13 protein-coding genes are annotated in these 12,773 nt (G+C 51.3%); all 13 read left to right on the forward strand.

The window, feature by feature from the left end:
• Window positions 1-71 precede the first annotated feature (71 nt).
• The 13 genes from mltB (at window position 72) to QP938_02690 (ending at window position 12,735) form a co-directional block, all read left to right on the forward strand.
• Window positions 72-1,070 (forward strand): lytic murein transglycosylase B, encoded by a 999-nt coding sequence (gene mltB / locus QP938_02630; GenBank protein ID WIO74820.1) that lies wholly within the window; start codon window positions 72-74, stop codon window positions 1,068-1,070.
• Window positions 1,051-1,884, forward strand: coding sequence for a septal ring lytic transglycosylase RlpA family protein (locus tag QP938_02635; protein WIO74821.1), 834 nt, complete (start codon window positions 1,051-1,053; stop codon window positions 1,882-1,884). Before mltB ends, QP938_02635 begins: the two co-directional genes overlap by 20 nt.
• An 84-nt stretch (window positions 1,885-1,968) precedes the next feature.
• A complete protein-coding gene (locus QP938_02640) occupies window positions 1,969-3,123 on the forward strand; it encodes a D-alanyl-D-alanine carboxypeptidase family protein (protein WIO74822.1) in 1,155 nt (384 codons plus the stop codon).
• A gap of 41 nt (window positions 3,124-3,164) precedes the next feature.
• Window positions 3,165-3,434, forward strand: coding sequence for a DUF493 domain-containing protein (locus QP938_02645; GenBank protein WIO74823.1), 270 nt, complete (start codon window positions 3,165-3,167; stop codon window positions 3,432-3,434).
• Window positions 3,435-3,581: 147 nt separating this feature from the next.
• Window positions 3,582-4,274, forward strand: coding sequence for a lipoyl(octanoyl) transferase LipB (gene lipB, locus QP938_02650; GenBank protein WIO74824.1), 693 nt, complete (start codon window positions 3,582-3,584; stop codon window positions 4,272-4,274).
• 8 nt (window positions 4,275-4,282) lie between these two features.
• A complete protein-coding gene (gene lipA, locus QP938_02655; protein ID WIO74825.1) occupies window positions 4,283-5,299 on the forward strand; it encodes a lipoyl synthase in 1,017 nt (338 codons plus the stop codon).
• A gap of 196 nt (window positions 5,300-5,495) precedes the next feature.
• Window positions 5,496-6,191: a hypothetical protein gene (locus QP938_02660; protein ID WIO74826.1), complete on the forward strand. Its 696-nt coding sequence runs from the start codon at window positions 5,496-5,498 to the stop codon at window positions 6,189-6,191.
• Between the two features lie 33 nt (window positions 6,192-6,224).
• Window positions 6,225-7,637 (forward strand): deoxyribodipyrimidine photo-lyase, encoded by a 1,413-nt coding sequence (phrB, locus tag QP938_02665; GenBank protein WIO74827.1) that lies wholly within the window; start codon window positions 6,225-6,227, stop codon window positions 7,635-7,637.
• Between the two features lie 148 nt (window positions 7,638-7,785).
• Window positions 7,786-9,258: a GGDEF domain-containing protein gene (locus QP938_02670; protein WIO74828.1), complete on the forward strand. Its 1,473-nt coding sequence runs from the start codon at window positions 7,786-7,788 to the stop codon at window positions 9,256-9,258.
• Between the two features lie 194 nt (window positions 9,259-9,452).
• Window positions 9,453-10,361, forward strand: a complete 909-nt coding sequence (locus QP938_02675) for a MerR family transcriptional regulator (protein ID WIO74829.1) — start codon at window positions 9,453-9,455, stop codon at window positions 10,359-10,361.
• A gap of 9 nt (window positions 10,362-10,370) precedes the next feature.
• Window positions 10,371-11,420 (forward strand): cyclopropane-fatty-acyl-phospholipid synthase family protein, encoded by a 1,050-nt coding sequence (locus QP938_02680; protein ID WIO74830.1) that lies wholly within the window; start codon window positions 10,371-10,373, stop codon window positions 11,418-11,420.
• 5 nt (window positions 11,421-11,425) lie between these two features.
• Entirely contained in the window at window positions 11,426-11,971 is a 546-nt protein-coding gene (locus QP938_02685; GenBank protein ID WIO74831.1) for a DUF2878 domain-containing protein, read from the forward strand.
• An 8-nt stretch (window positions 11,972-11,979) separates the two neighbouring features.
• Window positions 11,980-12,735: a DUF1295 domain-containing protein gene (locus tag QP938_02690; protein WIO74832.1), complete on the forward strand. Its 756-nt coding sequence runs from the start codon at window positions 11,980-11,982 to the stop codon at window positions 12,733-12,735.
• Window positions 12,736-12,773 lie beyond the last annotated feature (38 nt).

The raw sequence follows: 12,773 nt of genomic DNA on the forward strand, positions 1-12,773 counted from the left end.
ATTCGGGGGATATGCCGATGTTGAGGATTTCGGAAATTTATCGTACCGGTTTTTTTGATTTGGAGGGAACAGTGATAAAAAAGATGTGTTTGTTTGGGGCTGTGTTATTGACCTTGTCCGCCGGAGCCTGCGCCAAGGGATACCTGGGTAATCCGAAGGCTGAGACCTTTATTACACGAATGGCCTCTGAGCACAAATTTAATAAAACTGAACTGCGACGCTTGTTTGCTGAAGCCGAACATAAGCAGAGCATCATTGACGCGATGAATCGCCCGGCCGAGAAGGTCAAACCCTGGCGCGATTACCGCAAGATTTTTATCACCGAAAAGCGCATCAACGAAGGTACCAGGTTTTGGCGTGAAAATGCTGAAGCTTTGGCCCGAGCGGAAAAGCAGTACGGTGTAGACCCGGCCATTATCGTAGCGATTATCGGAGTCGAGACCTTCTACGGCCAAAACAAGGGAAGCTTCCGGGTAATTGACGCGCTCTCTACCCTTGCGTTTGACTACCCCAAACGCAGTGAGTTTTTCACCGAACAGCTGGAGCATTTTCTGTTATTGGCTCGTGAGCAAAAGCAAGAGCCACTGGACTTGATCGGCTCTTATGCCGGCGCGATGGGCTACGGCCAATTTATTCCTAGCAGCTATCGCAATTTTGCCGTGGATTACGACAAGGATGGCTTCGCCGACATCTGGAACAATACAACGGATGCTATCGGCTCCGTAGCCAACTATTTTGCCGAACACGGCTGGCAAAAAGATGCCAAGGTCACTTCGCGCGCCAAGGTGAAGCAGGGCTACTCGCCAGAGATGGTTACCGAGGGGCTGAAGCCGGATCGCACCGTAATGGAGGTCAGCGAGTTTGGTTATCTGCCTATTGAGTACGTGCCAGCCAGCGACAAGGTAAGCGTAATCAAGCTGGATGGTGAGAAGGGGGCCGAGTTTTGGTTTGGCCTGCACAACTTTTATGTGATTACCCGTTACAACCATAGCAATATGTATGCGATGGCTGTGTTTCAACTGAGTGAGGCGATTCGCGAACGGGTAGGGCATGCTCAGGCGGCCAAATAAACCTTTGGCAAATATATACAAGGCGCTGCCAGCGGCAGCGCTTTTGTCATTGCTTGGCTGCTCTACAGCTCCTTCCGAGCGCAACCCTTACTATGCCGACGATCGGCCGCCTGCCCAGCGGCACCTAGATTTGGGGGCCATATCCGATGCGGTCCCAAAAGTGGAGCCCGTTACCCGGGCGGGCAACAAGAATCCGTACACGGTTCTCAATAAAACCTACCATCTGCTTGATGACAATGCAGGATACAAGGAGCGCGGTGTAGCCTCTTGGTACGGCACCAAGTTTCACGGTAAAAAGACTGCTAACGGCGAAACTTACGATATGTTTGCCATGACCGCGGCTCACAAGACACTGCGTATACCTGCCTATGTGAAAGTGACCAATCTGGATAATGGTCGTCAGGTGATAGTTCGGGTTAATGATCGCGGCCCGTTCCTGCATGACCGCATTATTGACCTCTCTTACGCTGCGGCTAAAAAGCTGGATATCGCCGATCGCGGTACCGGCAGGGTTGAGGTTGAGGCAATAGATCCGGTAGCCTTTCATCAGCCAGCCAAAGAGCCGGCACAGGCCGCTCTGGCAGGAGACTACTTGCAGGTAGGCGCATTTGCCTCTGTCGATTCTGCCCGTGCCATGAAGTTGAGGGTGCAGCAGCACACTCAATACCCGGTGGTAGTGCAAAACCTTTCCGATACCCAGGTTTCTCTCTACAAGGTGCTAATCGGGCCAGTCAGTACTCCTGCAGATCAGCAGTGGTTGCGTCGCCTTCTCAACGAACGCGAGAAGCTTTCTCCATTTTTGGTTCAGTATTAATTCACCGGTTTCCCTGAACCGCTGCCAGCGACGTGTTAAAATTCGCGCACTTTTCTGTTTGCTGTGTACGGGGCTTGTTTCATCATGCTGAAAAAACTGCTGATTTCGGTTTCTCTTCTGTTTGCTTCGCTAGCGGCATCCGCTGCTACTACCCTTATTCCAGAGCCACCTGAGCTGTCCGCGAAAGGCTGGATACTGGTGGATGCGGATACCGGTGAGGTGCTGGTGGAGCGCAATGCCAATGAGCAGCTGGAGCCAGCCAGTCTCACCAAGATGATGACCAGCTACCTGGTGTCAAAGGAGATCCACGAGGGCAAGATCTCCGAAGAGGATATGGTGCCAATCAGCGTCAAGGCCTGGCGTATGCGCGGATCCAAGATGTTTATTCGCGAAGGCACCGAGGTCAAACTGATTGATTTGCTGCGCGGAGTAATCATCCAGTCAGGAAACGATGCATCAGTAGCTCTGGCCGAATTTCTGGCGGGTAGTGAAGATGCATTTGCCGACCTGATGAACCAGCAGGCGCAGATGCTCGGCATGACCAATACTCACTTTGTCAATGCCACAGGCTGGCCTGCAGAAGGGCACCTGACCACTGCACACGACCTGTCACTGCTGGCTCGTGCGCTGGTTAACGATCACCCGGAGCACTACTCGATCTACTCTGAAAAAGAGTTCAAGTACAACATCGACAAACCCCAGTTGAATCGCAATCGCCTGTTGTGGCGAGACAAATCTGTGGATGGCATCAAAACAGGCCATACCGATGCAGCGGGTTATTGCCTGGTGGCTTCGGCCAAACGCGATGGTATGCGCCTGATCTCGGTGGTGATGGGTACAGACAGTGATAATGCTCGCGCCACGGAATCGCAAAAGCTGCTCTCTTACGGATTTCGTTTCTACGAAACCAAAAAAATGTTTGATGCCAATCAGGCACTGAAAGAGAATGCCCGTGTCTGGTACGGCGTCAATGACTATGTAAACCTGGTGGTTGCCGACGAAACCCGGCTGACAATGCCGCGTGGTGCCGGTGATGCCCTTGAACTCGACCTGGAGTTGCCGGAACAACTGGAAGCCCCAATTGCCAAAGGCCAGGAGCTGGGATCTGTAACAGTTCGTCATGGCGATGAAGTCATTAAAAAGCTGCCCCTGGTCGCGGATCGCGAAGTTGAACAGGCTGGCTTCTTTGCGCGCCTCTGGGACAGCATCAAGCTGTTTTTTATCGGTATTTTCAGTTAATGACCACCGGCGCTGCTATTACTGGGCCTGCGAGATGCACTATGACCGAACAAGAACCACCCAAAATTGAGTTTCCCTGTGAATACCCCATCAAGGTGATGGGTAAGGCGCATCCTGATTTCCATGCCTATGTGCTGGAGGTGATGCATCGCCATGCCCCCGGTTTTGATGAATCTGCGATTACCATTCGCGACAGCAGCAAGGGCACTTTTCAGGCAATTACCGTAGTGATTACATGCACTGGCAAGCCTCAATTGGAAGCCATTCATAACGACCTGAAGGAGCACCGAATGGTGCATATGGTGATTTAACAGGTTGTTAGGTGGCACCTGCCCAAGGCTGGTCACCAGTGGGTTCGGTGAATTTGTCAGTTTCTGGTAAAATCCCCGCCCCATTACCCTGGCGCAGCCTCTACAGTTGTGCCAGTCATCTGTTTTAACGGCGAATTGAGTAACCCTATGACTGAGAAAGTCATCTACGTGCGTCAAATGAAGCGCCAGCCTTATGCGCCTGTGTTTGATGCCATGAAGTCCTACACTGATACTCGCGGCGAGACTACCCGCGATGAAATCTGGTTGGTAGAGCATGACCCGGTGTTTACCCAGGGGCAGGCAGGAAAGGCCGAGCACGTGCTGATGCCCGGTGATATCCCGGTGGTACAAGTGGATCGCGGTGGCCAGGTGACCTATCACGGCCCGGGCCAGATTGTCGCTTATCCGATGGTGGACCTTCGTCGCCAGGGCCTTGGTGTACGCCAGCTGGTCAGTGCCATTGAGCAGAGTATTGTCGAAACCCTGGCACCCTATGGCATCGAAGCGGCTCCAAAGGCCGATGCTCCAGGGGTCTACGTCAATGACGACAAAATCGCTTCACTGGGTTTGAGGGTTCGTAAAGGCAAGAGCTATCACGGCCTGGCCTTCAATATAGATATGGATCTGTCGCCATTTTTGCGTATTAACCCATGTGGCTATGCGGGCCTGAAAATGGTGCAGATGAAAGATCTGGTGCAGGGTGAGATGCCCAGCTACCAGACTGTAGAAGAATTGTTGCTGGATCGCATGGCCGCCAACCTCGGCTACGATCGCTGGGAATATGTAGACCAGGCGAACAGCATTTTGAATACAGAATCATTGGCCGTAGGCCAAGAGTAGAGAGTGATATGACCGATCTGACCAGAGACACTGACGAGCTGGCGGTAGATGCCACCTTGCTGGAGCCGGTGCGCAAAACCCGCCGCCGCGTGCAGGGCGAGAAGTTGCGAGATGCCGACAAAGTGGAGCTGATTCCGGTAAAAGTGCTTCCCACCGATACCTACCAGCGCAAGCCGGACTGGATTCGTATTCGCATGAGCAACTCGCCGAAAGTGGCTGAGATCAAGGACACCTTGCGCAAGCACAAACTGTCCACCGTCTGTGAAGAGGCCAACTGCCCGAACCTGAGCGAGTGCTTTGGCGGTGGTACTGCCACCTTTATGATCATGGGTGATATCTGTACCCGTCGCTGCCCGTTCTGCGATGTTGGCCACGGCAAGCCAAATCCGCTGGATGAGAAAGAACCTGTCAACCTGGCCCGCGCCATTGCTGATATGAAGCTCAAATACGTGGTGATCACCTCGGTGGATCGCGACGATCTGCGCGATGGTGGTGCCCAGCACTACGCAGACTGCATTCGCGAAGCTCGCGTTCTTTCGCCTAATCTGGAAGTGGAGATTCTGGTGCCTGATTTCCGTGGCCGTATGGAACCGGCGCTGGATATTCTCAGCGAAACGCCGCCCGATGTGTTTAACCACAACCTGGAAACAGTTCCGCGTCTTTACCGTGAAGCTCGCCCCGGCGCCAACTACAAGTGGTCTTTGAAACTGCTTCAGGAATACGGCAAGCGCAATCCCAACGTGCCCACCAAGTCCGGTTTGATGGTTGGTTTGGGTGAAACCAAGGAAGAGTTGTTTGAGGTGTTCCGTGAAATGCGTGAACACGATATCGATATGCTCACCGTTGGCCAATATCTGCAGCCGTCCAAGGATCACTTGCCGGTAGACCGGTTTGTGCACCCGGATGAGTTCCAGGAGTACGCTGATTACGCTTATTCCATTGGCTTCAAGCATGTGGCCAGTGGCCCGCTGGTGCGTTCTTCATACCATGCCGACAAACAGGCCCATGGAGAAGAAGTGAAATAACACATCTTGCAGTGTTGTCTTATAAAAAGCCCGATCAAATTGATCGGGCTTTTTTTTGATCTAAAAATGTATAGTACTTATTTATAGGTTTTTCTGGGCGAAGCTTTTTAATCGACTATCCAATTCGCATCAACTTCTCCAGAGTAGTCTTCTATTATCAGTAGTGCTTTAAAAACTTTTTAGAGCCGGGATTTCTGTGCACAAATGTGAGTCATTAAAAATTTCCAGACTACCGCTGACCTGTGGCCTGTTGACGCTGCTTTCCTATCATCTGGCCTATCTGCTGGCCGCAGCATCGGGTCACGTTGAATGGTGTGTGCCCTATTTTCAGGGGTGTTCATCCATTAGCGCGGTCGGCCGCCAGCCGCCTGAGGAGTTGGTATTTAAGGGACTGATAATTTGCGGGCTGAGCCTTATGGTGCTGGTCTGGGTGGTGAATCACCAGTGGCTAAAGTTACTTGGTGAAACTGGTCACTATCGAATGGCTGTAATTACCGCGCTCGGTATCAGTGGTGCCCTGATGCTGTTGATTTACGTACTGGCGTTGGGGGAGTATGGCAATACTTATGCATCGATGCGTCGAATCGGGGTTAACCTGGGTGCCGGGTTCAGTTATTTGGCACAGCTGTTGATGTACGGTGTGCTCAGGCAGATTCGTCCTCAGGTGTCAGTTCGGTTATATCGATACTGGAGTATTCAGGTATGGCTGGTTCTGGTGATAGGTATAGGCAATGTAATCTGCAAATTGATAATTCCTGAGCCAGTTTACGATGCCTACCTCGAAGACAGTTTTGAATGGATATTGATTACACTTCTGGGTATTTACTATCTGATGCTGGCACAGGCATGGCGAATTAATTACTCGGGGAAAAGCCAGAAAATCGAGCGTTAATCTGCCGTAAATCTCAGCAATAAGGAACAATGAATGGCCACCACATTGGTTTGGTTTCGCAATGACCTGCGTGTCGAGGATAACTCGGCACTTTGGAATGCCGCCCAGAAGGGTTCGGTGGTGGGCTGTTTTTTGTTGTCTCCCAGGCAGTGGCGAGCTCACGATATGGCTGGTTGTCGTGTCGACTTTATTCTCCGCACCTTGCGCGAGTTGAAAAAATCGCTGAACCAGCTGGGGATTCCTCTGGCGGTACAGGCGGCGGACTCGTTTGATGAGGCGCCAAATGCTGTGGTCGAGTTGGCCAATCAGTGGCAGTGCAGCCAGGTGTTCTGGAACGATGAATATCCTCTGGATGAGCGGCGACGTGACGATGCCTGTGAGTCGTTGTTGGAGAGTGCCGGATTATCAGTGCGGCGTTTTCAGGATGCACTGATTGCTCCGCCTGGCACGGTAACGCGCAACGACGGCGGGCCATTCAAAGTATTTACGCCATTTAAAAAAGTATGGCTTCAACTGCTTTTTGACAGTGAAGTGGAAGAGTTACCTGCTCCGTCAAAACAGCCACCTGTAAAAGGTGAGCAGGGGACTGTTCCCGATAAGCTGGACGGGTTTGAATCGTCAGTCCCGGCAAAATTGTGGCCGGCTGGGGAAAAAGAAGCTTACAAACGCCTTCAGAAATTTGTAGAGCGGTCGATAGAAGAGTATGACACCGCTCGGGATATTCCGGCGGAGCCCGGAACCTCCATGCTTTCCCCCTATCTTGCTGTTGGTGCTATCTCTGCCAGGCAGTGCTTACGAGCCTGTCTGGAGGCCAACAGAGGCGAGCTGTATTCAGGAAATCGAGGTATTCAAACCTGGTTGTCAGAACTGGTCTGGCGCGAGTTCTACCAGCATGTGGTGGTGGCTTTTCCGCATGTATGTCGGAATCAGCCATTCAAGCTGGAGACTGACAGCCTGCCCTGGCGCAGCAACGAAGTGGATTTTCAGCGTTGGTGCGAAGGTAAAACCGGGGTGCCGCTAGTGGATGCGGGAATGCGGCAACTCAGGGAAACGGGCTGGATGCATAATCGGGTGCGGATGGTTGTGGCGATGTTTCTCAGCAAGAACCTGTTGCTGGACTGGCGTTTGGGTGAGCGTTTTTTTATGCAGCATTTAATTGATGGAGACTTTGCTGCAAACAATGGGGGGTGGCAGTGGAGCGCATCTACCGGAACGGATGCGGTACCGTATTTTCGAATTTTTAACCCTTTTACCCAGGGAGCCCGATTTGATCCGGAGGGGGAATATATTCATCGATATGTTCCGGAATTGCGGGGAGTAGAGCCAAGGGTTCTTCACAACCCGGACAAACTGCAAAAAAGCAGGCCAGAGCAATATCCAGCGATCATGGTGGATATTGGAGCGTCAAGGGAAAGAGCGCTCGCAGCCTTCAAGGGAGGGAAGTAGTTGCTTTGTTTTCTGTAATTGCAGGTTTTTGCCTGGTCAAAAGTTGACCACCTCGAATGCACTGAGTACCCTCGGCAACCTCGCACATCAAGGCTGACAGCTGAGTTCTCGGACCTTATAACTAAAACGTTTAATAGAGCTTGGTTTCATGGGTACTTCGATACACTCAAGTAATAATCGCAGTTTGTATCTCGAAGGGTTACTGTGGCTTTTCGTCATGGTGGCTGCCTGCCTGTTGTTTCCTTACCCGGAAGACCTGCCGGCCTCCTGGTTGATGTCAGGATTTGGTGTTATGACATTGCTGCGTCTTAAAAAGCGCGGTCTTATCTATGTGCTTATTGCCGCCACCGTTGTTGCCGGCGATTTTTGTCTGCGAAACTCCCATTCTGCCACCAACGCCTTGTGGGTAGGGCCGTTAGTCGCTTTTCTTGTAATTATGGAAATAGGCGTGGCCCGACAGGCAATTTTGTGGCTGGAGAAACGACGCCATACACAACTTTTGTCCCAGGCCGTGGATGTAATGCCTTTTTGTATGCTGGTCTGCCTGGTTCCCAGGCTGTTAGGTGGAATGCTTTTATTTGCCCTGTTGTGTCTTGTTGAGGGTACGACCAATGGTATCCAGGATCAGCTGTCACTTGCGGTGTTGGCGGTCGCACGAAACAGCATGGGATTGATGATTGTCTTACCTTTTTACTGGTGCTGGCGAGCGGTGTTGAGTACCCGTAAGGTGATCCTGCTATATGGATGGGCGCTGTTTACTTTGCCGCTAATGCTCAATGAGTCAGTCTACTTTGGCGTTGGAGTCCTGGCGTTTCCGGCGGCAATACTGGTGGCAAAACTGTTTCGATTTCCCGGTATTGTTATCGCCGTGGCGGTATCTTCATTGATTTCATTGATATACAGCCACAGTGAGATGGCAGCAGTGGAGAGTTATGTTGTTTCCCAGTGGATGCTGGACAGCATTCTTTACTGCACCACTCTGGGAATTGTCAGTTACTACAGTGCCCTTGCTTTTGAGGGGCTGGAATCCCGTGGCAAACGTTTAGAGCACCTGGTTCTGGAGAGAACCAGGGATTTGGAGCAGGCTAACTTGAGGCTTAAAGAGATGGCCTCTGTGGATCCGCTGACCGGACTGGCTAATCGCAGGCAATGGAATACCCGCGCAGAACTGGCAGTTGCCCAAGTGTCCTTTCTGGGTGAACCTATGTCTGTTTTGCTGTTGGACCTGGATCACTTCAAGCGAATTAATGATAAATACGGTCATGATGGTGGGGATCAGGTACTGAAAGAGTTTTCCTTACGCTGCAGGGATTTACTGCGCACCGGGGACACTTTTGCTAGGCTGGGAGGGGAAGAATTCTCAATCCTATTGCCTGGAGCTGACCTGGAGAGCGCTCATATTATCGCGCAAAAGATCATTAGTGCGGTTCGTGACGAGCGTTTTGTTATTGGCGAAGGTCAGTTATTATCGGTAACTACCAGTATCGGTGTCGCCGAATGGCGCCAGGAAGAAGAAAGTATCGCCAAGGCTATGAAGCGTGCCGACCGCTCCCTCTATCAGGCCAAGAACAATGGCCGTGACCAAGTAGTGCTGGAGCCATATCTACGAGTTGGCTCCTAAGCGTTGTCTAACTTTATCCCATCGTTTGGCTTCTCATTCCATATTTCTATCTTTCTGATAAATAAAGAAAAATAGTCACACTCTGCGGCTTATTATTCAAAACTTGCAAAAACTTATACGTGTACTATTTTTATTTGTACAAGTTTTGTACAGCTGTGTCCGAGGTCTTTGGTTAACCCTGACAGGGAGGGTGTATGGCCGAGCCGGCCGAGAAAGAATCTGCCAAGCCGCTTTATCCGATCCGCCAGGTGTCGGAACAAACAGGCGTTAATAGCGTCACCTTGCGGGCCTGGGAGCGTCGTTATGGGTTGGTCAAACCCCAGCGAACTCCAAAGGGGCACCGACTCTACTCTCAGGAAGATATTGAATCCATCAAACGCATAGTGGAGCTGTTAGAGCAGGGGAGTTCACTCTCCGCGATTCGTACAACCCTGACCTCCGATGCTTCCGGGGATTTCACGAGTAATGTCTGGGAGGGTTACCTGGACCAAATGCAGCGAGCCATTAGTCAGTTTGATGAAGGGCGACTGGATGCCCAATACAGCGAGGCTATGTCACTTTACCCGGTGGCAGTGGTGATGAATCAAGTATTACTCCCGCTGTTAAAACAGCTCGGTGACCGTTGGAAGCGTGGAGAAGGCAGTGTTGCCGAAGAGCATTTTTTTGGTGTGTATGTGCGCAACAAGCTGGGGGCGCGTCTGCACCACAGCAGTAATCCGCCGAGGGGCCCGAAGCTGATCAGCGCCTGCCTGCCCAACGAATACCACGATTTCGGGTTGCTGATGTTTGCGCTTATCGGGCGTGAGCACGGTCTGCGGCAGATCATTCTCGGCACCAGTACACCGCTTGAAGAGTTGCCGGACGTGGTTAGCCGATGTAATGCCGACGGTATTGTGTTATCGGCCACCGCACACCCTGAAGCTTCAGTGTTAAAGCAACTGGCCACCCTTGCTGAGTCTGTTGGTGTACCGGTTTTTCTCGGTGGGGCAGGCAGTTTGAATATCAAGGCTGAGTTGGCGGAAGTCTCAATCATCCTGGTGGGCAGTGATGTTTTGGCGGCAGTTCGGGAGATTCGCCAACAATTGTTAACCGCAAACGGGTGAGGTGCTGGAATGTCTGGAGCTGTTGCGACCTTAATACAGTGGATGGAACGTGGACTGGTTCCCGATGGAGTAGTTCGCTTCGGTATTCGCAATCTCATTCGGCAGCGCGCCAGATCTTTGTCACCATCAGATTGTGAAGCTGCCGGGCAGATGCGCCGCCGTTTTATTGAAAGTATGTACGGCGCAGAAGTGGCGCCGGTACCGGAATTGGCTAACGAGCAGCATTATGAGGTCCCGGCGGCATTTTATGAGTTGGTGTTGGGCCGGCATCGCAAGTACAGCTGCTGTTACTGGCGCGGCTCCCCGGGTGAAACCCTGGATACGGCTGAGATAAATTCATTGCGGGAAACCTGTGATCACGCCGATCTGCGTGACGGTCAACGAGTCATGGAACTGGGGTGTGGTTGGGGTTCGCTGAGCCTCTGGATGGCAGAACACTATCCCAATAGTTATTTCACAGTGGTCTCTAATTCCGCTTCGCAAAAAGAGTTTATTGATCATCAGGCCCGAGAGCGATTACTGACAAACCTTACGGTGCTTACTGCCGATATGAATCATTTTGATATTGAACAGAAGTTTGATCGCGTAGTGTCGGTAGAAATGTTCGAGCATATGCGCAATTGGCCCGCCTTGTTTGAGCGTATTCACCGCTGGCTGAATGATGATGGGAAATTTTTCATGCATGTATTTTGTCATCGCGCAGTGCCTTATAAGTTTGAAGTGCAGAACGACTCAGACTGGATGAGCCGGTATTTTTTCAGCGGCGGGATGATGCCATCCGATGATCTGGCATTACATTTTCAATCGTCACTTCAGTGCGAACAGCAGTGGCGATGGGGTGGTTGTCACTACCAGAAAACTGCGCTGGCCTGGGTGGCAAATATGGATCGCCATCGCGATGAGATTCTATCGCTGTTTTCCCGGGTTTACGGCGCAGGCAAAGAGGTTCAATGGTTTAATCGCTGGCGAATTTTCTTCTGGGCCTGCGCCGAATTGTTTGGTTATGACAATGGCCAGCAGTGGTGGGTGAGTCACTACCGGTTTAATAGGCACAGGTGATTGGAATGAAAAATCTAGTCAATTTGCTGATTTTTCAAACGGGCTGGCTCGCTTCAGTAGTGGGTGCCGCCAATGGCTATCCATGGCTATCCCTATTGGCTGTTGCCTTATTGGTTCCACTCCATTGTGCGGTTGTAGGTCGAGCCTGCAAAATAGATTTTCAATTGATGGCTGCTCTTTTGATTGTCGGGCTGTGCTGGGATTCTTTCTTGCAAGCTTCGGGATTGGTCAGATTTCATCAGGGCTTTTGGCTGGGAAATGCGGCACCTTGCTGGATTCTCGCACTCTGGATACTCTTTTCGTTAACACTGAATCACTCACTTGGTTGGCTTCGTAAACGACTGTGGCTGGGACTGCTGTTTGGTGCGGTGGGTGGTCCGCTTTCCTATTTTGCCGGTGAAAAACTCGGTGCACTTTCATTGAATGAAAATTATTCGTTGCTGGTGATAGCGCTGGGCTGGGCACTGATAACCCCTCTGTGTTGCTGGTTGGCGAGAATATTTCATCGCCGATTGCAATTCAGCGAGCTGGCTGAGGGTAACGGAGTGTAGGGGCGAATATGAATATTTGGGTGCCACTGTTAATCAATATGCTCGCCGGATTTCTGTGCTGGCTACTTAGTCTGAGATTAAAGGATGTCAGCATTGTCGATTCCCTGTGGAGCCTTATGTTCTGGTTGGCCGCCCTTTTTTGGTTGTGGCCGCTGGGAGGAGTGTCCGCCCGGGACCTGGTATTGCTGATTCTGGTCTCCATTTGGGCATGGAGGCTCAGTATTTATTTGACTGTGCGCAACTGGGGGAAGGCTGAGGATCATCGCTACCAGGTTATTCGAAATAATAATTCTCCGGGATTTGAATGGAAAAGCCTGTTTATTGTTTTTTGTCTTCAGGCGCTGCTTGCCTGGATCGCTTCGCTGGTAATTTTGGGGGCTTCCGGAGAAAAACCTCTTGGTTGGCTCGATTATCTAGGCATCGCCTTATGGCTGCTTGGTTTTCTGTTTGAAACGGTGGGGGATGCTCAGTTAGCTGCCTTTAAAAAGCAAGCGGGCAGCGGTGCAGTGCTGAATAAAGGGTTATGGCGATACAGTCGCCACCCCAACTATTTTGGCGAATGCTGTCTGTGGTGGGGGCTCTATCTGCTGGCGATATCTGCAGGCAATTACTGGGTGGTAGTGTCACCGATATTAATGACCCTGTTGTTACTCAAGGTGTCTGGAGTCAGCCTTCTTGAATCCACTATTACGGAACGCCGACCTGAGTACGCTGAATATATTCGTCGAACCAATGCTTTTATACCCTGGCTTCCCAAACCCTGAATACTTTGACAACTCCTTGCTCGACAAGGAAGGTGTGA

It is taken from the genome of Porticoccaceae bacterium LTM1, assembly GCA_030252795.1.
Classification (GTDB): Bacteria; Pseudomonadota; Gammaproteobacteria; order Pseudomonadales; family Porticoccaceae; genus SCSIO-12696.

Bases quoted from the DNA above. Each gene is read 5' to 3' on its own strand.
- QP938_02685 (WIO74831.1), top strand. From the start codon at position 11,426: ATGAAAAATCTAGTCAATTTGCTGATTTTTCAAACGGGCTGGCTCGCT.
- QP938_02640 (WIO74822.1), top strand. From the start codon at position 1,969: ATGCTGAAAAAACTGCTGATTTCGGTTTCTCTTCTGTTTGCTTCGCTA.
- QP938_02670 (WIO74828.1), top strand. From the start codon at position 7,786: ATGGGTACTTCGATACACTCAAGTAATAATCGCAGTTTGTATCTCGAA.
- QP938_02645 (WIO74823.1), top strand. From the start codon at position 3,165: ATGACCGAACAAGAACCACCCAAAATTGAGTTTCCCTGTGAATACCCC.
- phrB (WIO74827.1), top strand. From the start codon at position 6,225: ATGGCCACCACATTGGTTTGGTTTCGCAATGACCTGCGTGTCGAGGAT.
- QP938_02635 (WIO74821.1), top strand. From the start codon at position 1,051: ATGCTCAGGCGGCCAAATAAACCTTTGGCAAATATATACAAGGCGCTG.
- QP938_02675 (WIO74829.1), top strand. From the start codon at position 9,453: ATGGCCGAGCCGGCCGAGAAAGAATCTGCCAAGCCGCTTTATCCGATC.
- lipB (WIO74824.1), top strand. From the start codon at position 3,582: ATGACTGAGAAAGTCATCTACGTGCGTCAAATGAAGCGCCAGCCTTAT.
- lipA (WIO74825.1), top strand. From the start codon at position 4,283: ATGACCGATCTGACCAGAGACACTGACGAGCTGGCGGTAGATGCCACC.
- QP938_02680 (WIO74830.1), top strand. From the start codon at position 10,371: ATGTCTGGAGCTGTTGCGACCTTAATACAGTGGATGGAACGTGGACTG.
- QP938_02690 (WIO74832.1), top strand. From the start codon at position 11,980: ATGAATATTTGGGTGCCACTGTTAATCAATATGCTCGCCGGATTTCTG.